22 protein-coding genes and 1 pseudogene are annotated in these 23,471 nt (G+C 53.2%); 17 read left to right on the top strand and 6 right to left on the bottom strand.

What is annotated here, in order from left to right; translation table 11 throughout:
- Positions 1 to 65: 65 nt before the first annotated feature.
- The 4 genes from PSJE_RS00480 to PSJE_RS00465 all read right to left on the bottom strand — a co-directional run bounded on the left by PSJE_RS00480 (position 66) and on the right by PSJE_RS00465 (position 4,299).
- Entirely contained in the window at positions 66 to 791 is a 726-nt protein-coding gene (locus PSJE_RS00480; protein WP_090455842.1) for an SDR family NAD(P)-dependent oxidoreductase, read from the bottom strand.
- A gap of 121 nt (positions 792 to 912) precedes the next feature.
- Positions 913 to 2,175 (bottom strand): sugar MFS transporter, encoded by a 1,263-nt coding sequence (locus tag PSJE_RS00475; RefSeq protein WP_090455844.1) that lies wholly within the window; start codon positions 2,173 to 2,175, stop codon positions 913 to 915.
- 182 nt (positions 2,176 to 2,357) lie between these two features.
- The gene (gene iolG, locus PSJE_RS00470; protein ID WP_090455847.1) at positions 2,358 to 3,359 is read right to left on the bottom strand and encodes an inositol 2-dehydrogenase; all 1,002 of its coding nucleotides are present in this window, start codon (positions 3,357 to 3,359) and stop codon (positions 2,358 to 2,360) included.
- An 85-nt stretch (positions 3,360 to 3,444) separates the two neighbouring features.
- Positions 3,445 to 4,299 carry a sugar phosphate isomerase/epimerase family protein gene (locus PSJE_RS00465; RefSeq protein ID WP_090455848.1) on the bottom strand — a complete coding sequence of 285 codons (855 nt, stop codon included), beginning with the start codon at positions 4,297 to 4,299 and terminating at the stop codon, positions 3,445 to 3,447.
- 822 nt (positions 4,300 to 5,121) lie between these two features.
- On the opposite strand from PSJE_RS00465, the gene PSJE_RS00460 reads away from it, so the two are divergent.
- Entirely contained in the window at positions 5,122 to 5,505 is a 384-nt protein-coding gene (locus PSJE_RS00460; protein ID WP_090455849.1) for a nuclear transport factor 2 family protein, read from the top strand.
- Positions 5,506 to 5,598: 93 nt separating this feature from the next.
- Entirely contained in the window at positions 5,599 to 6,663 is a 1,065-nt protein-coding gene (locus PSJE_RS00455; RefSeq protein WP_090455851.1) for a maleylacetate reductase, read from the top strand.
- 67 nt (positions 6,664 to 6,730) lie between these two features.
- Here the strand turns inward: PSJE_RS00455 and PSJE_RS00450 are convergent, their stop codons facing one another.
- The gene (locus PSJE_RS00450; RefSeq protein WP_090455853.1) at positions 6,731 to 7,645 is read right to left on the bottom strand and encodes a LysR family transcriptional regulator; all 915 of its coding nucleotides are present in this window, start codon (positions 7,643 to 7,645) and stop codon (positions 6,731 to 6,733) included.
- A gap of 209 nt (positions 7,646 to 7,854) precedes the next feature.
- Here PSJE_RS00450 and PSJE_RS00445 point away from each other — a divergent pair, with 209 nt between their 5' ends.
- The 9 genes from PSJE_RS00445 (at position 7,855) to PSJE_RS00405 (ending at position 17,134) form a co-directional block, all read left to right on the top strand.
- Positions 7,855 to 8,715, top strand: coding sequence for an intradiol ring-cleavage dioxygenase (locus PSJE_RS00445; protein ID WP_090455855.1), 861 nt, complete (start codon positions 7,855 to 7,857; stop codon positions 8,713 to 8,715).
- Positions 8,716 to 8,798: 83 nt separating this feature from the next.
- A complete protein-coding gene (locus PSJE_RS00440) occupies positions 8,799 to 9,104 on the top strand; it encodes a Dabb family protein (protein WP_090455857.1) in 306 nt (101 codons plus the stop codon).
- Positions 9,105 to 9,452: 348 nt separating this feature from the next.
- Positions 9,453 to 10,256, top strand: a complete 804-nt coding sequence (locus PSJE_RS00435; protein WP_090455859.1) for an SDR family NAD(P)-dependent oxidoreductase — start codon at positions 9,453 to 9,455, stop codon at positions 10,254 to 10,256.
- Between the two features lie 81 nt (positions 10,257 to 10,337).
- Positions 10,338 to 11,426 (top strand): Gfo/Idh/MocA family protein, encoded by a 1,089-nt coding sequence (locus PSJE_RS00430; RefSeq protein WP_090455861.1) that lies wholly within the window; start codon positions 10,338 to 10,340, stop codon positions 11,424 to 11,426.
- 320 nt (positions 11,427 to 11,746) lie between these two features.
- On the top strand, positions 11,747 to 13,252 hold the full coding sequence (locus PSJE_RS00425) for a sugar ABC transporter ATP-binding protein (protein ID WP_090455863.1): 1,506 nt from the start codon (positions 11,747 to 11,749) through the stop codon (positions 13,250 to 13,252).
- Positions 13,253 to 13,308: 56 nt separating this feature from the next.
- Positions 13,309 to 14,277, top strand: a complete 969-nt coding sequence (locus PSJE_RS00420; protein WP_159439187.1) for an ABC transporter permease — start codon at positions 13,309 to 13,311, stop codon at positions 14,275 to 14,277.
- The gene (locus PSJE_RS00415; RefSeq protein ID WP_090455867.1) at positions 14,277 to 15,245 is read left to right on the top strand and encodes an ABC transporter permease; all 969 of its coding nucleotides are present in this window, start codon (positions 14,277 to 14,279) and stop codon (positions 15,243 to 15,245) included. The genes PSJE_RS00420 and PSJE_RS00415 overlap by 1 nt, the downstream gene beginning before the upstream one ends.
- Positions 15,246 to 15,291: 46 nt before the next feature.
- Positions 15,292 to 16,311 (top strand): sugar ABC transporter substrate-binding protein, encoded by a 1,020-nt coding sequence (locus tag PSJE_RS00410; protein ID WP_208601464.1) that lies wholly within the window; start codon positions 15,292 to 15,294, stop codon positions 16,309 to 16,311.
- A gap of 28 nt (positions 16,312 to 16,339) precedes the next feature.
- Complete coding sequence (locus PSJE_RS00405; protein ID WP_090455869.1) at positions 16,340 to 17,134, top strand: SDR family NAD(P)-dependent oxidoreductase; 795 nt, start codon at positions 16,340 to 16,342, stop codon at positions 17,132 to 17,134.
- A 79-nt stretch (positions 17,135 to 17,213) separates the two neighbouring features.
- On the opposite strand, the gene PSJE_RS00400 is transcribed toward PSJE_RS00405, so the two are convergent.
- On the bottom strand, positions 17,214 to 18,128 hold the full coding sequence (locus tag PSJE_RS00400) for a LysR family transcriptional regulator (RefSeq protein ID WP_090455871.1): 915 nt from the start codon (positions 18,126 to 18,128) through the stop codon (positions 17,214 to 17,216).
- A gap of 106 nt (positions 18,129 to 18,234) precedes the next feature.
- On the opposite strand from PSJE_RS00400, the gene PSJE_RS00395 reads away from it, so the two are divergent.
- The 6 genes and pseudogenes from PSJE_RS00395 to PSJE_RS00370 all read left to right on the top strand — a co-directional run bounded on the left by PSJE_RS00395 (position 18,235) and on the right by PSJE_RS00370 (position 23,193).
- Positions 18,235 to 19,092, top strand: a complete 858-nt coding sequence (locus PSJE_RS00395) for a sugar phosphate isomerase/epimerase family protein (protein WP_090455872.1) — start codon at positions 18,235 to 18,237, stop codon at positions 19,090 to 19,092.
- A 77-nt stretch (positions 19,093 to 19,169) separates the two neighbouring features.
- The gene (locus tag PSJE_RS00390; RefSeq protein ID WP_159439188.1) at positions 19,170 to 19,574 is read left to right on the top strand and encodes a nuclear transport factor 2 family protein; all 405 of its coding nucleotides are present in this window, start codon (positions 19,170 to 19,172) and stop codon (positions 19,572 to 19,574) included.
- A 156-nt stretch (positions 19,575 to 19,730) separates the two neighbouring features.
- Positions 19,731 to 20,291, top strand: coding sequence for an NADPH-dependent FMN reductase (locus PSJE_RS00385; protein WP_090455874.1), 561 nt, complete (start codon positions 19,731 to 19,733; stop codon positions 20,289 to 20,291).
- Positions 20,292 to 20,296: 5 nt separating this feature from the next.
- Positions 20,297 to 20,572 (top strand): annotated as a pseudogene (locus PSJE_RS00380) (membrane-bound PQQ-dependent dehydrogenase, glucose/quinate/shikimate family); the annotation flags it as partial.
- Between the two features lie 168 nt (positions 20,573 to 20,740).
- Entirely contained in the window at positions 20,741 to 21,733 is a 993-nt protein-coding gene (locus PSJE_RS00375; RefSeq protein ID WP_090455878.1) for an LLM class flavin-dependent oxidoreductase, read from the top strand.
- A gap of 281 nt (positions 21,734 to 22,014) precedes the next feature.
- On the top strand, positions 22,015 to 23,193 hold the full coding sequence (locus PSJE_RS00370) for an MFS transporter (RefSeq protein ID WP_090457910.1): 1,179 nt from the start codon (positions 22,015 to 22,017) through the stop codon (positions 23,191 to 23,193).
- The last annotated feature ends 278 nt before the right edge of the window (positions 23,194 to 23,471 follow it).

Below are 23,471 nucleotides of genomic sequence, written 5' to 3'. Positions count from 1 at the left end.
AGATGGGTATCAAAATTGCGGCACGGAGTTGCCCCTGTCGCAGTACGCGCACGTCAATAGAACGCTCAGGGCGTTGTGTAACCTCCATCAACCACGAGCTCTGCCCCAGTGATGAAGCTCGCTTCATCACTGGAGAGGAACAATGCTGCGTAGGCAATTTCTTTGGGATCCGCCGCACGCCCCATCGGCGTCGCTGCGACGACGGCTGCTGTGGTATCAGCCGCTTGGCGAGCAATCATCGGTGTTTCGACCAACCCCGGATGCAACGAGTTGACGCGGATACCGTTGGCCACATAAGACAGAGCTGCGTTCTTGCTCATCATGCGCACTGCAGCTTTGCTAGCCTGGTACGCCGACACACCACTGGCGCCGACGATGCCCCAGATTGAAGACACGTTAACGATGGAGCCTGCGTACTGACGCTTCATGACTGGGATGACGGTTCTCATCCCATAGAACACACCGTTTTGATTGATATCGATGACCCGATTCCAGTCATCGAGGGTGATCTCATCGATGGGAAGGTAGGATCCTACCAAGCCCGCGTTGTTCACGAGCACATCAACCTTACCGTGCTCACGAACTACCTCTTCGACGAGACGTTCCCAGTCCTCCAGCTTTGACACATCCAAGTGCTTGGCAACGACACTTGCATTATTGTATGGCTCAGGTTGGTGCACATCGCCAACGATAACGGTGGCTCCTTCATCGGCGAAAAGCTCGGCGATTGCACGTCCGATACCCATTCCACCTCCAGTCACCAACGCAACTTTGCCGTGTAGTCGTTTCATGTTGATTTTCCTAATCTGAAACTTGCCAATCACCAGCTTGCAAGAATTTCGGGCAAGCCGAATCCGTTGCAGCAGGCCTCGCAATGCAGGGCCTACTACACGTCGTTGTTCGGAATATGAGTTAGTGAGCTTTGTCGGTCGCCGTGACGGGTGTCTGGCTCTGCCCATACCATGCAATGACGGCGAAACACACCAGCGGTACATAGAAGGCGGTAGCAATCCCAAAATGATCGGCGAATGCCCCCATCATGAATGGAACGAACGCACCTCCAACCAGAGTCATCACCAGGAACGAACCGGCTTTCTTGGTATGCGCTCCCAGTCCTCGTATACCCATAGCGAAAATTGTGGGGTACATCACCGACATGAATAGATAGATGGCGATTATTGCGAAGATAGAGATCCGTTCAAACCCAGCGATCGCAACGATGCATAGCACCATGCTGACCAAGCTGTTGAGGATGAGTAATGAGCGTGCAGGGACGTAACGCATCACCCATGTTCCGGCGAATCGACCGACCATGTAGGCAAGCATCCCAAGTGAAAGCAGGAACGATGCTTTCTGAGCAGATATCCCGTGCCAGTGATCAATCGTGTAATTGATAAAAAACGCCCCGATACCGACGTACGCACCAACGTTGCAGAACTGAGCGAGCAGCGCCCCAGTGAAGTTACGTTTCCTCCAGAGGCTTACTTCGTCTCCATTCTGATTCTGAACATCGGCTGCCTTTTCGTTGCGAATTTCTGGAAGGTGAATTCGTGCAAAGGCGACGAACATCAACATCACTATGACCGCCAGTGAGACATACGTCACTGAGACCAAGTCAATGCGGCTACCGTTAAATTCAATGGGTGGGGCGAAGAAGACTGCGCCACCAATGACCGGCCCGATGAACGCCCCCAGTCCGTTGAAAGACTGGGCGAATGTCAGACGTTGCTCCGATTTTTCGGGAGCGCCAAGTGCAGCCGCGTAAAGGTTGGCGGCAGTCTCCAGGCAGCCCAGACCACAGGCCAGAACAAACAGCGCAACCAGAAATGGCGTAAATGTTCCGGCCATCGAAGCCGGAATGAACAGCAGTGCTCCTAGGGCAAACAGCGCGAGCCCTGCCAAAATACCCGCTTTGTAGCCAAAACGCTCCATGAACAGGCCTACTGGCAAGGCGATGATGAAGTACGCCCCGAAGTACGCTGTTTGAACCAATCCAGACTGTGCCCGTGAAACGTGCAAAGTGTCTTGGAAATGTTTATTCAGCACATCGAGAAGTCCATGTGAGAGCCCCCACATGAAAAACAAGCTCGTCACGAAAATAAAGGCTAACCGGGTTGAGGATAGCTTTTCGCGATTGTTGGAGAGCCCGGTTAAGGCCTTCGTATCTGTATTCATGACCGGTACCTTTATATGTTTTGTTAACCGTCATCAGTGCGCGCCAAGTGATGTGAACACTTGGCTAGGGGCAAAAAATCACGCCCCTTGCAACTACGTTTTGCTACTTCAATTTCATGCTTTGTTCGGGTTCTGCTGCGACGTAATGCCTCCGCACAAGTTTGGAGGCTCACGTACGCGGATTAGTAATTTCCTACTCGTACTACCTTGCCGGTTTCAGCCGACTCTGTAGCGCAGTTCGCCAAGCGAAGAGCCAGGAGCCCGTCACGTGGTGTTGCCAGCATTGGGCTGTTGGTTTCGAGGGCATCCAGGAAGCTGTCGAGCTCGATCTTGTAGGAGTCGGCGTGACGTTCTAGGAAGAAATTGAGCAGTGGGTCGGCCACGTCAGTAGCCTCGGCGCCATAACGACGAACGTTGTTCGAACGATGGTTTTCGTTCAGCAACATGCCCTTGGAACCGGAAATTTCCAGGCGCTGATCGAAACCATATACGGCCTCACGGCAGCAGTTGATATGACATTGGCGGCCGGATGCGGTGCGCATAAGCACCATTACACTGTCATAGTCCGGGATGGATTCCAGCGTCGGATCAACCAGTCGGCTTCCGACCGCAAAAACCTCAACTGGCTCCTCGCCAAGCAGGCTCCGAGCCATGTCGAAGTCGTGAATGGTCATGTCACGGAATATTCCTCCGGACGATTCCAGGTATGCCCTCGCAGCCAGCGCCGGGTCACGACTGGTGATGATGACTTGTCGAACCACCCCGATTTCACCATCGTCGATTGCACGACGAAGACGCAGGTAGTCGGGGTCGAATCGACGATTGAACGCCAGCATCACACGACCATTGAGGCGTTCGAGCTCTTCGACAGCAGCCTTCGCGCGTTCGTAATCCATGTCGATCGGCTTTTCGCAGATCACTGGCTTGCCGAGCTTTACAGCGCGGAGCATCAACTCGATATGAAATTCTGTAGGCGTACCAATAAACACGGCATCTACGTCATCGCGATCAACTGCGGAGGCATAGTCGTAAGCCGCTTCACAACCCAGTTGCTTGGCCAGCGCGTCAACGCCGTCTTTCCACGGATCAGCTACCACGACCAATTTCGTGCGAGGATTTGTAGCGACGTTAGCGGCGTGAATTTTTCCGATACGTCCGGCACCTAATACGGCAATGCGCAACATGATAATTCTTCCCTCGACAGCTAGGCTGCCTGTTATTTTTAGGTGGGTGCGGGAGAGCATTGCCCCCCCGCCAATCCTGCTCGACTTACTTGAATTGAGAGATCGTGGTCTCGTAAGTGCGCTGAGCCATTTCTTGCAGAGGGAGCTTGCGCACCACCTCCGAGAGTACTTCCACGCCCCATGGGCCGTTGTAACCTGTCGCTTGAACCGCCTTGATGAATCCAGGAACATCCAGCACACCCTCACCCGGCAGACGGCGACGATGGATGGTGTCTTGCCACAGATCCTCTACGGCGTATTTATCGGCATCGTCCAGCTCGATCGAGCCAATGAACTTACCTGGGATACGGGCAATTTCTTTGAAGTCGACACCGCCGCGAGCGAGGTGCCAGATGTCCAACAACAGCTTGCCGTTATCGTGGTTTGCGCCTTGCACTAGGGCCAATGCGGTGTCGATGGTACGCACGTTACTGAACGGCATGATTTCGAGCACGATGTTAGTACCGTGGGACTTTGCCTCCTCACTGAGCAGGGCGAAGTGCTCAACCATCAGAGGAATATCAGCATGTTCTTCGTTTAGACCAGGTGCGGTTTTAACAGCGCGCGCACCCAACTCTTGGGCAGCATTGAACAGCTCAGCACGCATCTTGTTGGACGCACGACGTCGCTCACCATCTTTGTACCAGTCGGTCAGAAATTCGAATTCGACATGCTTGATGCCGTTTGCTTCGAGGATGTGGCGCATCTCACCAAAACCAATCCGATCTACGGTGGACATCAAATCCACATGGATGAGGCCAATGCCGGTGTAACCAGCCTCTGCAGCGGCCTCTACACGGTCGCGGAATGCGAACGGGCTGATCTCAGTAGGGCCGAACGGGTACACATCGCCCGAGAGCGTGAAGTACGCCGCCAGCAGTTCTACATTTTGATTGCTCATTTAAATCTCCTGATACGCAGTTAAAGTGTTTTAGGTAGCCGCACTACCAAAGGGTGAATCCAATACCGACAGAAATCGCTTGGCGATCGAGAATTCACCTGCCCTCCACTACTCCACGATTCAGCGTCCTCAAAAATGGCAGCACTGCAGTTGCAGCCCGCCAGCTCAAGGGCTGATGGAAGAATGTCGGGGTGAACGAGAAGATAATTTGAACGGCCGCTGCCAAACGAGTGCAATCGAAACCCCGAAAGGAAGTTCGCACCAATGCGGTCAGCGGATTGTTGGGCGCGACTGCTAAAAGTGGATTACTGCAGGAGCGGGTCAGAAAGCTTCCAACGGCATCAAGGCAGATCGCGGACATCGCAAGGAGAAAGTGCATAGCTAACTCTCCGTTCTTGTTATGGTGCAGCCGAGATGGCTGTCATTGAGATCGATCTTAGATATGCGATTTCAGGTATAAAAGGCCAGAAAGAGAAATCTCTTTTTCGCCTAGTGGAAAACTGAAATTTTACGGAGTGCGCTGAGAGCCTGAGCATTCCTTCTCCGGCATTCCAAGATTGAGATGCAATCCCCCCGAGCACCGCCAGCCCTAACGTTTGAGGGTTCGTTACGCCTCCTCCGCTGACTAAATCCACACAAAATCCGGCTCTACTATTTCTCCAGCGAAAAAAAGAATTCCATAAACGATGTTTTATAGCCGAGAGTGAAATTATAGGCTTGAACTGAAGCGTGAGCTGCAGGCTTTCTGGAAGTCTGAAGGTAACGCCCAGCGGGGCATTTTCGATTTCCGCCCTATGCCCCGCCATACGAAAGAGGCCGAGCATGAACAACCATAATGAAACTGAAGATCTGATTCGCGCACTCGAAGACAAGCGCTACAACGCCATCTTGGCGGGCGATTTCGAGGCATTCCGCGCGCTCGCACATCCCGACCTTAGCTATGCCCATACCAGCGGGGTCGTCGATACGCTTCAAAGCTACCTCGACAAATGCCTGGGCGGTTTCTACATCTACCACTCGATAGACCACCCGATTCAAGCCATCAAAGTAGTCGGTGATATCGCTCTTGTGTTCGGCGAAATGAATGGCGAAATCACCGCTGGTGGTATCCAAAAAACGCTTCGCAATAAGGCTCTCGCAGTTTGGGAGCAACGCGACGGCGAGTGGAAGCTGATTGCCTATCAGCCGACCCCAATTCCGAGCTAATCCCTGCTTTCAGCAGCGAGAACGAAGCGATAGGCAACATGCTAGAACGCTTCTTCTGCGCCTTCCCCCATCCATAGGAATCAAATCAACATCATGAAGAATTTCACCTATACCGGCCTGCCCGCCAGAGTGATTTTTGGCAAAGGATCCCTCCAACAACTTGAAGCCGAGATTGATCGGCTGGAGTCACGTCGCGCACTTATTCTTTCCACGCCGGAACAACGTGATCAGGCTGAGCGAATCGCGGAAATCCTTGGCACTCGCGCTGCAGGTATCTTCGACAAAGCAGTAATGCATGTACCGATTGAGACGGCGCGCGAAGCCAGGGAAATTGCTAAGGAGTTGGGAGCTGATTGCGCAGTTGCCATCGGTGGCGGATCGACCACAGGTCTCGGGAAGGCCATCGCGCTTGAGTCTGGGTTGCCGATTCTAGCGATCCCTACAACATATGCTGGATCAGAAATGACACCAGTCTATGGGCTCACCGAAAACGGCATCAAAAAAACAGGCAAGGATCCACGCGTCCTTCCCAAGACAGTCATTTACGACCCCGAGCTTTCGGCAACCCTGCCTGTTGGAATGTCGGTGATGAGTGGCATGAATGCTATTGCCCATGCGGCGGAGGGCTTGTACGCCCAGGATGGCAATCCCGTCATGTCTCTTATCGCGGAAGAAGGTATTCGTGCGATGGCTGAAGGCCTGGATCAAATAATCAGGACGCCCGATGATCTCGGAGCCCGTAGTGATTGCCTATACGGTGCTTGGCTATGCAGCACAGTGCTAGGGAACGTCGGAATGGCACTGCATCATAAGTTGTGCCATACGCTGGGTGGCAGCTTTAACCTGCCTCACGCTCAAACTCACACTGTCGTGCTACCCCATGCAATTGCCTACAACGCCAGCGCAGCACCGGATGCAGCCGCTCGAATTATTCGGGCGCTCGGCGTAAAACATAACTCCGCTGGTGGTGCATTGTACGACCTGGCTGAGAAGCTTGGCGCTCCGATGACGCTACGTGAACTGGGCCTGACAGAAGCTGACCTTGACCGTGCGACCGACATCGCACTGTCTAATCCATACTGGAACCCACGCCCCATCGAACGCGATGGTATTCGTCAGCTGCTTCAAAACGCTTACGAGGGCAAAAGGCCCAACTAAAACGGCGATCGACGTCATCTAATACAGGTTTTTTCCTCGGCTCACTCATAACGGTGGCCGAGGTTTTTTATCGAGTCCAGTAGCGCTCGTACTCTTTACGCTTGAATTGATCCAACAGAAAATCAATGAAGAGTCTCGTCTTGGCCGGCATGTGACGCCGATCCTGAAACGCCAAGTTGATAATCAGCCGGGGAAGATCCCAATCGTCTAAAACTGGTACTAATCTGCCCGCGACCAGGTCGTCATAGATAATGTATTTGGGCTGCACCAGAATCCCTGCCCCAGCCAGAGCAGCTGCACGCACAATCTGTCCGTCATTAGTTTCCAGGGCGGGTTGTATTTTGACACTCCGTCGCTCAGAACCCTTAGTGAACTCCATCATTTCCGGATGATTCGCGAGGCTGTAAATCAACAAATCGTGATCTGCGAGGTCTTCAACCGACGCGGGAACTCCTTTGCGTTGGAGGTATTTTGGTGATGCAGCCAGTACCCTCCTTGTTTCTGCCAGTTTACGAATAGTGATGCTGGAGTCCGCCTCGAACTCACGTGTACGGATCGCCAAGTCGATTTCGCTATCAATAATGTCGTAATAGCGGTTCGCCCCAACGATCTTTACCTTAATTCTGGGATACAGGCGCTGAAACTCAGGAACAAGCGGTGCAATGTGCAGCATGGCAAAAGAGATCGTTGCAGTAATCGTCAGAGTACCTGTCGGCTCGATCAGCGCGGCGCTCACCGTCGCCTCTGCCTCACTGAGTTCGGCAAGGACGCTTTTGCATCGTGCGTAGAAATCATGGCCCGCATTTGTAAGCGACAAGCGCCGTGTATTTCGTTCTATCAAACGAACCTTCAACCTGTTTTCCAAGGCAGCAAGGTGTCTGCTTGCGGCTGCATTCGAGATGTCGAGCTTCTCTGCGGCTTTGCTCAGCGTTCCCAGTTCCGCGGTGTTGACGAATAGTTCAAGTTCGGTGAATCGATCCATCAGCGCATTTCCCAGAATTTGGACGACTTTTTCACTGGTGAAAGAAAGATTTTCATTTTTAGTATTTTATTCCATCTATCAGCACTTTAGCGTAGCTGCATAGATTCGGGAATAGGCTTTTGGCCTACATGGAGCCGAGCAGCTTTCCGAAGGAGAAATCAGGGTGTTTACCCAATTTCCCACCACAAATAAGAACCCAGGGTGCAACCATGCGAAACTTAGATGAGCAGACAATCACGCAGGCCGTACTGGCCCGTAACGCGGGTACGGAAGATCGTCGGCTTCATGAGATCATGACGTCTCTCGTACAACATCTTCACGCATTTGCCCGCGAGACTCAGTTGACCGAGCAAGAGTGGGAAAAAGGCATCGAATTTCTCACTGCTGTCGGTCAAATCTGCACCCCGACCCGTCAAGAGTTCATCCTGCTTTCTGACACTTTGGGCCTGTCTACCTTAGTCACTGCGCAGAACCACAAGAAACCTGCCGGGTGTACTGAAGCTACTGTATTTGGGCCATTTCACGTAGCTGACGCCCCTCAGTTTGATTTGGGAGCAAATATAAGCAGCGGCCTGCCAGGCACTCCGTGGTTCGTCAAAGGGAAGGTGCAATCCGCTGACGGAGCCCCAATTCCCCATGCCAAAATTGAGGTGTGGCAGGCTGACGATGCCGGTTTCTATGATGTACAGAAGCCAGGCTTAGAAGCCCACCATGGCCGGGCAATACTCCAAGCAAACGCGGAAGGCCACTATCAGTTCAGGACGATCGTACCGGATTGTTATCCAATCCCACACGATGGCCCAGTCGGCAAAATGCTGGAAACCTTAAATCGTCATCCATGGCGTCCGGCCCATCTGCATTTCATGATCACAGCTCCAGGCTTCCAGCGACTCGTCACTCATGTATTTCGTGAAGGAGGCGACTATCTGGACTCGGATGCTGTGTTCGGCGTTCGCTCTTCGCTTATTGCCGAATGGGTTTCCCACGAAAGCGGACTAGACCCTTACGGCAACCAAATCGACTCACAGTACTACACCCTGGAATTCGACTTTATTCTGCACCACGCATAGCCGCGCGGCGCTCAGTTGAATATAAGGTCTGCATGGCATTGTAGCCCTTTTCATCTGTTTACCAATTTACCTCGGAGAGGAATATGCAACCGGTCAAACACATCGTCATGTGGAATCTGCGCGGTGAAAGTGAAGTAGAGCGTTCCAGCAATATCGAAAAACTGAAATCGGCATTCGAAGGAATTAGAACAGAGATTCCCGGCTTGCGAAGCTTGGAAATCGGAGTCGATTTCAGCAAGATCGATTATGCATGTGATGTGGTTCTATACTCCGAGTTTGATTCAGTGGAAGCACTGGAGGGATATGCAAGTCACCCCGCGCATCTGCGAGTACGAGAAGAGCTCGGTAATCTTCGTATCGCGAGGCATCAAGTTGACTACTTCATCTAGGCACTAGTGCTTTCAGACATTTGAAAACATTCCCCCTTAGTTTCTCCATTTAAAATAAAAAGAATGAGGAACAGTAACGTGAACAAACAGCACGCCCCCACGAGTTTTTCATCACCATCATCTCTCGCAACAGTGCTGCGCACTTGTGGTGTATGCCCCGCCGAAGCCATAGACAAGATGCGGCCACAAAGCGGCAATGAGTAGGGCTTTGCCTCTAGACACCACGATCGTATCGTCCCCTACTTACACGTACGGAGCAATGTCGTAAAGCTCCCATAGCGAGACCGATAGTCACACTCCTGAAAGACGTTTGATCTCCCCCATCGACTCGGAAGAAGGTATCCAATTATGAAAACAAACCTTGCTGGCAAAGTCGTTCTGATTACCGGCGCAGCTAAAGGCATTGGCCGATCAACTGCACTTGCGTTTGCCGCTGAAGGTAGCCATCTGGCATTGCTAGATTGGGATGCTGAGGCCCTCTCAGAACTGAAATCTGAAGGTGAAGCGTTGGGAGCCACGGTAGCGGTTGCTAAAGCCGACCTGAGCACCTTGACTGGTGTGAACGACGGAATCGACCGCGTCCTCGCGGCCTATAACGGCAAAGTCGATGTTCTCGTGAACAACGTCGGCTCTGGCGCGGTGCGAATGTTCGATGACCTTACGGACGAAGACTGGGAAGCAACCATGCAACTCAACTTCATGAGTTATGTCCGGGCATGCCGCAAAGTCCTGCCGATTATGCGGACTCAAAAAAGTGGCGTGATAATTAATAACGCGTCCGACCTAGCAAGGCAGCCTGAGCCTTGCCCACTGGATTATGCCGCGTCGAAAGCAGCGGTATTGGCCGTCACAAAAGGTCTAGCTCGCAGCGAAGGCCCGCATATTCGCGTAAATGCAGTAGCGCCAGGCCCGATCTGGACTCCGTTCTGGACTAAATCAGGCGGTTTTGCCGAAACGATGGGAAAAGTTCATGGCATGGAACCCCAGGCGGCTGTCCAGCACGAGCTTTCCCTGCGTCAACTCCCGCTCGATCGCTTAGGCACACCCGAGGAAGTTGCAAATGTCATTGTCTTCATGGCATCCGACCTCGCCTCTTTCGTGACATCTAGTGTCTGGGGAGTCGATGGCGGCAGCATCCGCTCAGTGATCTGATCTCACAGGCGAGACTCAATGGAATGAAAATGCTCCGTCACTTAAAGGACGGAGCGAAATGCACACATCGAGGAATCCTACATGCCACAAAAATTCAACGAAGATTCCAAGCTAGGAGTAGCTTGCTTAGGCATCACTCATCCGCACACTTCCGGCCGAGTGAAGGCTTTTCAGCGTATGCCAAACGTGGAGTTTCTTGGGGCGTACGATGACAGCCCCTTGTTAGAACCGTTCGTGGACGCACTCGGGTTACAAGCGCGCAGCAAGGCGGAAATCCTAAGCGATCCAAATGTACACATCGTCTTGGTGCATCCGAAAAGCTATCTGATGGCTGACTGGGCGATTGAGGCACTCGAAGCAGGGAAAGCCGTACTCTGCGAAAAGCCAGCTGGTCGACGATCAGAAGACACATCCCGCATTGTTGAAGTAGTGGTGCGCACTGGCAACCTGTTCCAGGTTGGATATTGCTGGAGATTCTCACCTTCGGTGGAGAGAATGCAGCAGGTTCTCCAGAGCGGAGAGATCGGCAAGGTACTTCAGGTACGAGCTCATGCCGGATGCTCACATGACGAGGCCGATACGAACCACATGAAGCAATCAGGTGATCTTGGTGGCGCCTTTTACGTAATCGGATGCCATACGATCGACCGCATTCTCCTGCATTTCGGTATGCCCAAGTCGGTCAATGCTCGAATCTCTAAATTCCAAGGACAAATGAGCGACTCGGCACGTGAAGACGCGGCCGCAGCAGTACTGAACTATGACGATAAGGTCGTGACAATCGACTTCATGTCCTGGGATCCCATGCCTTGGACAGAAAGCTGGGATATCACCGCTTACGGCACTCATGGCGTGATGCATTCAACGCCTATGCCTGCATCTTACAAGCTCTACCATGACGGAAAAATCGGACACGCACAGGGTTGGACACACTGGAATGAAACAAGCTTTCCAGAGGTCTGGGCGGTGCGCAAAACAGTTTATTCGCCAGAAATTGCTGAGATTGGCAACCCAGTTTATTTTGACCGAGAAGCAGCCGCTTTCGTCAAATCCTTGCGAGAAGGTCTGCCTTCTCAAGTTCCGGCAAGCCAGGCACATAACATCAACGTGATTCTAGAGGCTCTCTTCAAATCTTCTGAGCTTCGTGGACAAGAAATTCCTCTGAGCTGAAATTTATCGCTGGTTGCCCGGATTTTTCTTGGGCAACACAGCCAAACGATTTAAAACCGCAATATGCCTCTACAGGTTCTCGACCTAGCAAGATAAAGCCCTGCCAGCTGTCGCCGGGACACTCATTTGATTTCTTCACAGAAGAAAAAATGAATTCCACACCGTGCATTTTTCTCCTGTGAAGACTGTGTTTTGATGAACTTAAAGGTGCTAAATCGAGGAACAGATAAGTACTACTTAAATATATATCCAGCGCTCAGCGCTTAGTCTCACTGCTAATAGAAAACTGTTCACAATCATAACAATGACAGGGCTCAGCCATGCAGTTTCAGAAAATTGTCCAGGTAATTGGACTACATAAAACCTATGGCGGCATTACAGCCTTGAAGTCTGTTGACTTTGAACTGGATGCTGGAGAGATACACGGTCTTTGCGGCGAAAATGGAGCCGGAAAAAGCACGCTAGTGAAGATTCTCGGCGGTTTGGTGGATCCAACGGCAGGGCAGATACTGTTCGACGGAGCGGCCCTCCGGCTTGGGCGACGCACCGACCCTTCATGTATATCCATCGTCCACCAAGAGCTGTCCATCATTCCAGCGCTATCCGTGCTGGACAATGTGCTCATGGGCAATACTCGAGTAGGCCATATCTACCTAAGGCGCCGCTTCAAAACTGACGTTCGACGTCAGCTCGACTCCATTGGCTTATCTCATATCTCGCTGAATCAATCGGCCTCCGAACTCTCCCTCGCGGAGCGGCAACTGGTGGAGATCGCTCGTTGCGTGCTCCATGGCGCTAAAGTCCTGATCCTCGATGAGCCCACTGCGACTTTGGCAGAAAGCGAAATTACCCGTGTGTTCACGGCTGTCCGCTGGCTTCGTGATCAGGGGACTACGGTGGTATTCATCAGCCATCGTCTGAATGAAGTCTTCGATCTGACTGATCGAATCACAGTCTTCCGTAGCGGTGAGCGGATCCTCACTGCTCCCACTTCTGAGATGACTACAGACTCGCTGGTGTTTGCGATGGTAGGGCATGAGGTCGAGCGCCGCACGACGCTTGGAGCGATCAATCCGCACGCGCACGTCGCGAGACTCAATCTCGACGGCTTCGGCGTACCAAACGCCTGCCAGCCACTTAACCTGACAGTTCCAGCTGGCGAGATTCTCGGCGTAGTAGGTCAACTGGGATCGGGTGCTGATCGTTTGGTAGAGGCGATTGCCGGAGTCCGATCGCACACTGGCAAACTGTCGATCGATAGTCAGCAGGTCGACATACAGTCCCCTCGAAAGGCTATCTCCCAGGGCATCGCTTATGTGCCGGAAGACCGCGCCGGCAAAGGTGTCTTTCTTGAGGCCAGTATCGGACAAAACTCGACTGCTTCGATCCTCAATCAATTGACGCGCTTTGGTCGGCTTGAAAATGCCCTTGAACGCAATGCGGCCCATGAGCTGATGAAGCGCTTCACGATCGACACTAAACGCATAAACAGCAAGGTATCGAGCTTGAGCGGAGGCAACCAACAAAAGGTTGCCATGGCCAAAGCCGCCGCAATCTCACCAAAAATCCTCATTTTGAATGAGCCAACTCGTGGCGTGGACATCGGTGCAAGAGCCGAAATCTACGCCCAACTTCGCTCGATGGCAGCTACCGGACTCACAGTAGTTTTCTTCTCTACCGACTTCGAAGAAGTCCTGGAACTGGCAGACCGGGTCATAACCGTCTTCAGAGGGGAAATGGTCAATGACCGGATGATCGAACATTGCTCAATGACCACAATCCTGATGGACATCCTTCACGGGCATGGCGAGGAGAAAATCGCATGAGACAAGCACGTGACGCCTCACATCTTGCGTCGACCACGCCATCGAGGACGCAAAAAATGACCTCAGTCATAGGGGATCTAATAAAGCAGTCTGTCCAAGGGGACAGGATTCAGGTTAATGGCATCAAGGCGGTGTCGTTGCTTCTGATCATATGGGGCTATTTTTCGGTCGAGAATTTCCTTACCCCTGCCAACCTTAGCGCCATTATGTATTCGGTCTCTGCGATAGGTATCGCTGCTGTCGGCATGGCGTTCATCACCTTGAGCGGCAACCTGTTCATGCTTTCGATGGCGGCGACAGCTGCGCTCTCGACGATCGTGTTCGCGAGCACTCTTCACTTCGGCCTTCCGGTAGCCCTTCTGTCCGTCAGCGTGCTCGGCATTCTAATCGGCTCTATCCAGGGGCTGGTCGTCGGTGCCGCACGTGTTAACCCGATCATTGCGACGATCGCTGTGGCCTCTATCGTGATGGGCATCGGTTCATATATCTCGGGGGGCATGACGGTTATTGGCAAGGGCGATGCTTCTTGGCTTGGCATCGGAAAGTTCGCCTCGCTAGTGCCTAACCAGCTGGTCATCTTCCTGGCTTTTGCGATAGCTGCGAACTACTGGGTCGAAAGAACGCGCTTCGGTCGTGAGTTGCGACTCATTGGTTTAAACCCCATAACTGCTGCCTACTCCGGAATCCGTGTCCCTCGGACATTAGTGATTGCGTTTGTGGTCGCTGGCTTCTCAGCAGCATTAGCCGGAGGGCTCTTTGCCTCTCAAGCCAGCCAAGGAAACCTGAAGATGGCGGCGGGCTTAGATTTCGACGCAATCGCGGCGGTGCTCGTAGCCGGCATCTCGATCCGAGGCGGACAGGGAAAAATCATCGATGCGGTTTACGGCGCGATCTTTCTCGCCCTAATTGGAAATCTACTGCTCGTCCACGGTTTGTCCTTTGAAATCCAACTCATGGTCAAGGGTGCCGTCGTTGTTCTGGCCGTCATCGTGGCTGCCTTGATTGCCCGAGGGAAGGTGCGCTGATGAAAACCCAAATCACTTCTATGGCAGCAAATCTGCCACTTGTTCTGGCGGTCGCGCTGTTCGCTGTTTTCGCTGTAGGACTCGACAACTTCGCGAGCCCTCAGAACACGTATGCCAATCTCCAGTCCTTCGCCCTTCTAGGTCTCATTACCCTTGGCTTGTCGATGACCATGCTCGTTGGAGAGTTCGACTTGAGTGTGGGATCGATGGTCGCCGTTGCAGGGTTGATCACGCTGAAAGTAGGCGGTGATGACTTAGTGACAGGTGCGCTCGTTGCGATGGCTTTTGCCTTTGTGGTCGGCACACTAAACGCGCTCGTATTTGTATGGCTACGACTGTCATCACTCGTCGTCACGGTGGGAACGATGATCGCACTGAGCGGCTTCGCCTACTGGCTGGCTGGTGGAAAAATCATCAGCACAGACAACTTCGATGCAGGGGCGTTCTGGGACGATGCGATCCTCGGCATTTTCTCTGCACGAAGCCTGTTAACCATCCTTGCATTCATAGTCATGGCTGGAATTCTCAAATTCACCCGTCTTGGTCGGGACATGGTGGCCACCGGCAGCAGCACACACGCCGCGCGGGCATGTGGAGTATCCATTGGAAGAGTCCACCTGTTTGCCTTCGTATTGTCGTCGCTATGTGCAGGCCTCGCTGGGGTTCTGCTGTCGATCAGTTTGGCGACAGCATCCGCCACCATGGGCAGCAATCTTCTTCTCCAAGCTGTGTCAGCGGCCATTATCGGTGGTGTCGCGCTCGCGGGTGGCATTGGCAAACCTAGCGGCGTGTTCTTCGGTGTCCTGATCCTCACCATTCTCAACAATGGCCTTAGCCTGCTCGGTGCAAGCTCAGCAGCGATCTTACTGACCAATGGCTTGTTATTACTGGTCGTTGTCGTCATCGACGGCAAGTCAGGTGCACTGCTTCAGATCGTTCGTTCGAAAGGCCTAACTCGACAGGCGTGACCCGTTCCCTAGCCCATACAAAAACCAAAATCAGAGAGGCTTTAATATGAAACCTGAGATTCCATTCGCTCAAAAGCACCTGACAGGCTTGAACAAGGTTGCCATCTTTTCTGCATGGATGATGGCCACAGCGACGCTTAGTGTGACAACAAGCTTTTCCGCAAACGCGGCAGCCAAGGACGCTAAAGTTATCTTGCTGACAGTTAGCGAAGAGTGCGAGTACTGCTCGCGACACCTGCAGTCGTTCCGCCAAAAGGCTCAGGAAGAGGGAATATCCCTAAAGGTAAAAATTACCAACTTCGATCCAGCTGAACAGGCCAGCCAGGTTGATCAAGCCATCGCTGAACGTCCCGATGCCATCGTACTTTGGCCTGCGGATGCCAGTGCAATTGTCCCTTCTCTACGCAAGATCAAATCGGCTGGCATCCCTCTGGTGGTGACCAATTCGCTACCGGATATGAAGTACTCCAAGTTCTGGGATGTCTACACGGGCCCGAATGACAAAGCTTCAGGAGGCTCTGCTGCCAAAGCCATGGAGCAAGGGTTCAACGAAAAGGGCTACGGTGAGGCAGGTGATGTTTTCCTTGTTGTCGGAGTACCTGGTACGCCTCCACAAATTGGCCGGGAGGAAGGCTTTAAGCAGGGTCTTGCCGCCGACGCACCTGGTATCCAGATCAAAGGAGCGCAACCAGGGAATTGGGATCAGACCAAAGCATCCGAAGCAGCGTCCGCCCTTTTCACTCAGTTTGGCACAAAGGTAAAAGGCGTCTATGCACAGGCAGACAACATGATGGCGGGGGTAATAGTCGCCGCTCAACGTGCCGGCATAGATCCTTCAAAACTCGTACTCGTGGGCAGCAACTGCAGCATTGAAGGCGTGACAGCTATCGAGTCCGGCACCCAATACGCCACGGTTCTACAGTCACCCGTCCAGGACGGCGAGTACGCTGCTCAGGCGGTTGTCGATCTGCTGAATGGCAAGAAACCCGAGAACGTACGTTACCTGCCCCAGCAAATTATCACCAAAGCCAATGTTAGTGAGTGCAACGCCGCAGTTGGCCGCTGAACCCAATAAAGTCTAAAAGGAGTTAAAAATGCCTGCACAAATTTCGTTCGAGTTGCCGCACGCTGTCGCCGTTTCGGGTGCAGCTTCAGGTCTGGGTCTGGAAATCTGCCAACTGCTCGTAGACAACGGTGTATATACCGTGGGCGTCGATCTTACAGATGCCGCAGCTCAGCTAAAGGAGGCTCACGGCTATCATCACGTGTCTGGGGATGTCACGGAAGAAACAACTTGGCAAGCCGTGGTCAATCGCCTTAAAGACAGCGGTTATCACTCCTACGGACTGGTCACCTCAGCGGCAATTCTGGACGTTGGGTTGGTGACAGAAAATACCAAAGCGCAGATCCTACGCACCTTCGACGTCAACGTGGTGGGTACTGCCTTGGCAATGAAGGCGCTGATCCCATTGATGGTAGAAACTGGGGGTGGCTCCATCGTCGCTGTTGCTAGCGTAAACGCGAGTTTCGCCGAACAACAACTGGCGCTCTATAACGCTTCTAAAGCAGCAGTGCGCCAACTCGCTCGGACTGCTGCTTTGGATCACGCAAGACAAGGCATCCGTGTGAACGTACTGAGCCCTGGTGCCATGATGGCCGGATTGTTCCAACGTCACCTAGAGTCGGCAGCGGATCCTGACCTGTTCCACAAAACCCGTGCGAAGCGTCAGCCTGTGGGTCGCATCACCTCTGCCCGTGATGTAGCAAGGGCTGGGCTGTTCCTGCTGTCGAATGGTGCTGGTGCTCTTATTGGATCGGACATCATTGCCGATGGCGGGCTGACCACCAGCTTTGATTTCCGCACTGGCGAAGAAGGCGCCTCGATCTAATAATTGGAAAACGCCAGCGGGGTTCACCTGCTGGCGTGCTCGTCAGTTTAAGTCAGTCACCATACTTGTCAGATCTCCCTCAATCCAACGCCCCGCGCTCAGCCCTTACTACCAGCTCGTCCACGACACGTCGAACCTTCGGTAACAAATGGCGAGTCTGTGGCCATACCGCATGGATCTCCACGTCACCTGGATTGTATTTTTCAAGAACCTGGACGAGCCGCCCCGCCTCAAGATGATCTCGAACTAAAGAGCTCGGCATCTGGCAAATGCCCTGCCCGGCCACTGTCATGGAAACGATGGCATCGCCATCTCCAACCTCATGAGTACCGGGTGGAGTGATGCGTGTGAGTTCTCCGTCCACATCCAGGACGCTCCAACTCATCCGCTGCCCACGTCGGTAGTTCACGATGCAACTGTGGTTCTGCAGCTCCTCTAGAGATTCAGGGCAGCCGTGCTTCGCGAGATATTTGGGTGCGGCACATATGATCTGCTTCTGCACGGTAAGTCGACGAGCTACAAGGCCGCTGGAATCCCTCAATGTCCCGAAGCGGATACTAAGATCAATCCCCTCTTCAATCAGGTCAATGACGGCATCGGTGAATGTAACCGTCAACTTGAGATCGGGATTCGCATCCAGGATTTCCAGTAGCACCGGCAGCACAACGCTTCTGCCATAGGCGGCAGGTAGGTCAACTCTCAGGCGTCCACTGGGCGTTTGTTGGTGGCTGGTCAATGATGCCTCTGCAGCGAGGATGTCATCTACTGCAGCCGAGCAGCTTGCGAAGTAGGCCTCGCCATCTACGGTTAGGCCCGAGCTGCGTGTCGTTCGATGAAAAAGTTTGCATCCGAGCCGTTCTTCGAGCTTCGCGATGCTTTTCCCCACCGCTGACTTGGTGATGCCAAGCCGGTCGGCAGCGACGGTAAAGCTTCCAGCCCGCGCCGCAGTAACGAAGATCAGCACGCCACTTAAGGCCTGTTCAACCTGTGCCATTGTCTACCTTTACTCCACTATGAAAGGAGCATAATGAGGTTTATCGCAACAAAGCTCTACCTTAGTCTGTTCTCACGTTGATTCCAATCCTAATGAGGACAGAGAAATGAAGACTCAAAATATTGAACTGCTTGCTGCGTATTGGACTATTGCAGGTGACATCTATCCGATGGGCCCCACCGAAGTCAGCCCGTACTCGTTCGAGGATCGGATGGAAGCTGCGGGCAACGCGGGCTTTAAAGGCATCGGCTTGGTTCACAACGGCATGATGGATACTGTCGACAAGATTGGATATCCCGCCATGAAAGCCATTCTCGAAAAGAACGGTATCAAGCATGTCGAGTTGGAATTCCTGGTTGACTGGTATCACACCGGCGAACGTCGCCGTCAGTCGGATAAGGTTCGCCAGGAGCTACTCGAAGCAGCCAAAGCTTTGGGCGCTCGCTCCATCAAGATCGGCCCTGGCATCGGTGAGGACACTGCGGACATAGACTTGATGGTCAAGGAGTTCACCCTGCTGAGCCAACAGGCTGCAGAGGTCGGTGCCAACGTCGTTCTGGAAATTATGCCTTTCAGCAACGTGCGAACTATCGAAACCGCTTTGGCCGTCGTGGAAGGCGCCAACCAGCCAAACGGCGGTCTATTGCTCGATATTTGGCACCTCCAGCGCGGTGGCATCGACTTTAACGATATCACCAAGATCCCGGCTCGCTTCATCAAGTCGATCGAGCTCAACGACGCTCACAAATACGCCATCGAACCACTGTGGATGGACACCATTCACAAACGCGTCCTGCCAGGCGACGGTACCTTCGACATCCCGGCATTCATCAAGGCTGTTCAGGCTGCTGGCTACGAAGGCCCGTGGGGTCTAGAGGTGTTGTCCGACACCCACCGCAAACTCCCTCTGGAACTGATGGCAAATCGCGCCTACGAAACGACCATCAGCCAATTCGGCAAGTAACTCAGTCGTCGCACCTGCTTTCAGCTCCCCACGCGGAGCTGAAAGAACCCTTTTTTCTCAATCGGAGCCGCGAAATCGTGAGCACTGAAAAAACCCTCGAAGTGATCCGCACCCTTTTCGCAAAGATCTCGTCCGGACAAAGCCCGGAGGCCATTGCTGAGTGCTTTAGCCACGATGTGGACTGGAGCATTCCAGGTGCTTCTGACATCGCCCCTTGGGTTGGCCAGCGCAGAGGCCGTGCTGCGGTGGCTGCGTTTTATCGCGACTTTGGAACCTATCTGCAGCCCCAAGAATTTAACATCAAGTCGCTGATGGCCGATTACGAACGCGGTGTCGCGCTGGGATCACTGCAGTGCCAAGTCATTCGTACTGGCAAAACTATCATCAGCGAGTTCGCGATCGAATTTGAAGTCATCAACGAGCTGATCACGCGCTACCGCTTCTTCGAAGACACCTACGGAGTTGCGGTGGCCGCCCAATGAGTTTTGGCGTCGATCTGAGTCACCATACTGGAGTCGAGCGTGCCTTTTACTAACGGCGTCTGGCCCACACTTTCGTGATCGACAACCGCTCAGTCATGCTCAGCAGGCCAACAAATCGGCTGACTCCTTCTGTAACCCACCTATTAGGACTTCAATATGCAACCACTGCGATTTGTTGTACTCCTCGGTAGTCTGAGGAAAGCCTCGTTTCACGCCACACTGGCACGCTCGCTTCAGTTCCTGTCACCTGATGGCGTTTCGATCGAAATACTCGAATCTGTTGGTGACATTCCACACTACGATGCAGACATTCAGGCTAATGGTTTTCCCGACCCAGTAGTGAAGATGGGCAAGCTCATCAAACAAGCGGATGCCGTCATCATTGTGACGCCTGAGTACAACTACTCAGTGCCCGGCGTGCTGAAGAACGCCTTGGATTGGATTTCGCGACTTCCCGATACACCATTTGCTGGTAAGCCTGTCGCTCTCCAGACGGGTTCGCCTGGATTGATTGGCGGGGCAAGGGCGCAGTACCACCTACGTCAGATCCTGGTGTTTTTCGATGCCCTGGTTCTCAACAAACCAGAAGTCATGGTCGGTCAACTTCCCAGCAAGGTTGATCAGGCAAATGACCAGATCACCGATCCCGCGACCCGAGACTTCATCGCCACTCAGCTTGTAACACTGAGCAAAATGGTTTCGCAGCGAAAGGCCTAACAGACGGTGAGGATACCCTCAGCGGCTCGGTGACGACCCAATCCGGTCTGATCTTCTATGCGGGCACTTCTGATTACTACTTGCGAGCGATTGATGCAGACACGGGTAAGGAGATCTGGAAAGGCCGTCTACCCGTTGGCGGCCAAGCGACTCCGATGACCTATATCTCACCAAAGACGCATCGCCAATACGTGCTGCTCACTGCAGGCGGAGCACGAAACTCGCCTGACCGTGGCGACTACGTCATTGCCTATGCGTTGCCGTTAGAAAAGACCCACTAAATGCCCTCAACCCTAGTCACCTTGCCATCAGGTAAGGTGGCCGGGGTTTACTAATGATCCAGAAAAGTAATGTAGCGCTTTACTCAACTCTGAAACGAGGTGTACAGCGTTTATAAACACTCTTTCAACTGCAACACTGGGTACCGTGTTTCTTAAGAGCGTGACCTCATGACTGCACTGTCTATCCTCGACCTCATACCCATTAACGTCGGCAGCACTCTAGCTCAGACCTATGAGAACTCAGTAAAGCTCGCTCAGCATGCCGAAGCATGCGGATACCGGCGGTACTGGCTCGCCGAACACCACAACATGCCAGGCATCGGTTCCTCGGCAACCACACTGCTAATGAGCCATCTCGCCGCAAACACTACCTCGATCCGCATCGGTTCTGGGGGAATCATGCTGCCGAACCATTCGCCGCTCACAGTGGCTGAACAGTTCGGTACCTTGGAAACACTTTATCCTGGTCGCATCGACCTCGGGCTCGGTAGGGCGCCAGGCGCAGATGGCGTGACCATGCGAGCCTTGCGGCGTTCCACTGAAACCAGCGCCGACCAATTCCCACGTGACGTGGTCGAGATTCTTGACTACTTCGAAGACAACGGACGCCAGCCTGTACGCGCTGTCCCTGGTGCCGGGCAAAATATTCCTGTCTGGATTCTTGGTTCGAGTACCTATGGGGCAAGCCTAGCCGCACACCTGGGGTTGCCATATGCCTTCGCCTCCCACTTTGCTCCCAGGTTGATCAAGGAAGCCCTGCAGGTGTATCGCTCTCAATTCCAGCCATCCCACTACCTGGACAAGCCTTACGTGATGGCTGGGATCAACGTCTTCGCTGCAGATACCCGCGCTGAAGCAGAATTCATCGCGAGTTCTCATCGTAAGTGGGTCGCCGGTGTTCACACCGGAAAGATCACTCTCTTACCGGAGCCAGTCGAGGGTTATATGCAGAGTATCCCACCGAGCCTTCGAGAAAGTCTTGAGCGCGAACTAGCCTTCATGGCAATCGGTACACAGGAGGATGTGCGCTTAACGCTGCAGCAGTTCATCGATTTCACCGGTGCTGACGAACTCATGATCGACGCGAGAATTTACGACCCTGCTGCACGACGGAAGTCCTATCAAATTGCCGCGCAATCTCTTGCTGATCTGTTGAATTGAATCTTCTTTGAGCGGATCGACGCCGCTCACTTTCTAACTCTGCGCCCAAAGCACTTTGCTAATGCAGTCGACTGATCGCAGTAGGTAGAGAATAACTCAACTCTGTTGTTACTAATTGCTACTTTATCGACCTCAGAGATACTGACAAAGTTACATCCTGAATTACCCATCTTCGGCGAGTCATCGCCGCAATAAGAAGTGGCGAGCATCCCATCGCCCTCCTCCTATTCGGCACGCCTTGAGGCGTGCCTACGTCTACTAAAATACAGAGGATGAAGACCATGCCTTCAGCTTTATGGGCGCTGGCCCTCAGTGCATTCGGGATCGGCACAACAGAGTTTGTCATCGCGGGGCTTCTGCCCCAAGTGGCCGCAGACTTCAACATTTCTATTCCCCAAGCCGGCAACCTGGCAACTGTCTACGCCTTAGGCGTGTTCGTAGGCGCGCCGCTCTTGATCATTTTGGGCACCCGCATCCCTCGTAAAGGCATGCTGATGCTCCTTATGAGCCTGTTTGTCATCGGCAACCTTGTTACGGCAACCGCAAGCGATTTCAACATCGCGCTGCTGGGTCGCTTGGTGACATCTTTGACTCACGGCGCATTCTTCGGCATTGGTGCAATCCTCGCCGCAGACCTTGTTGCGCCAAACAAGCGTGTTCAGGCTATCTCTTTCATGTTCTCAGGACTGACCGTCGCCAACTTGGTTGGCGTTCCAGTCGGCACGTGGCTGAGCCAAGTCATGAGCTGGCGTGACACCTTCTACGCTATCACTGCTGTGGGTGTGCTGGGGTTCATTGGTGTCATGATGCTGGTACCCAAGATCGCAAACCACGAACGCCCTCAGATCAAGAAAGAATTCGCAGCATTTGCGAATGTACGCGTATTACTGGCGATGGGTATCACCGTTTTTGGCCCGGCAGCCTTCTTCACCTCGATCACTTATATCGCTCCGATGATGGTGGAGATCGCCAAGTTCGATCCTGCCAGCGTGACGTGGCTGATGGTTGTTTTCGGTCTCGGCCTGTTCCTAGGCAACATCCTGGGTGGCCGCTACGCTGATAAGGCTCTCATGCCGCTGATGTACCTGACGCTGGGGGCTCAAGCGATCGTTTTGCTGATTTTCAGTCAGACCGCTCACAGCCAGATTATGTCGGTGGCCTGCATCCTGCTCATGGCGGGATTTGGCTTTGCCACCGTATCGCCGATTCAAAAGCTGGTGATGGACAAAGCACGAGCGGCAGGCGCACCTACCCTCGCTTCGGCGGTGAACATCGGGCTATTTAATCTTGGCAACGCCATCGGTGCGTGGGTAGGTGGCTTTGTTATTTCCGCAGGCCTTGGTTATGCAGCGCCAAATTGGGCGGGCGCGCTGCTATCCGTTATAGCTCTGCTTCTGGCTCTGGCCTCTGGTGCGATGGATCGTCGTGACGGTGCGCCCTCTGTGCTCCAAACTGCGTAAACCTCAATGCGGAGAGCTCGCCCCACCGTCAAAATTGGGCGAGCTTGTTTCTGCAGCCTGCTGTAGAACTGTACTCAACTCTGAGGCCTCTTGAGTCGTTTTTATCTTTGATACCGACTAGATAAAGTTAGGAGCATCGATATATGTCGGTTGTCCAGTGACTCTCATTGAGCACACTTATCTTGATGAAGATCGTAGAGCTCAGGTCTACAGACAGTCAACTCGGACAGCATTTATCCTAGCCAGACGTTATGCCACTCTGACCAGCTCAGTCTGCA

This window comes from Pseudomonas jessenii (assembly GCF_002236115.1).
Taxonomy (GTDB): Bacteria; Pseudomonadota; Gammaproteobacteria; order Pseudomonadales; family Pseudomonadaceae; genus Aquipseudomonas; species Aquipseudomonas jessenii.
This window is presented reverse-complemented; position numbering and strand designations above follow the sequence as displayed.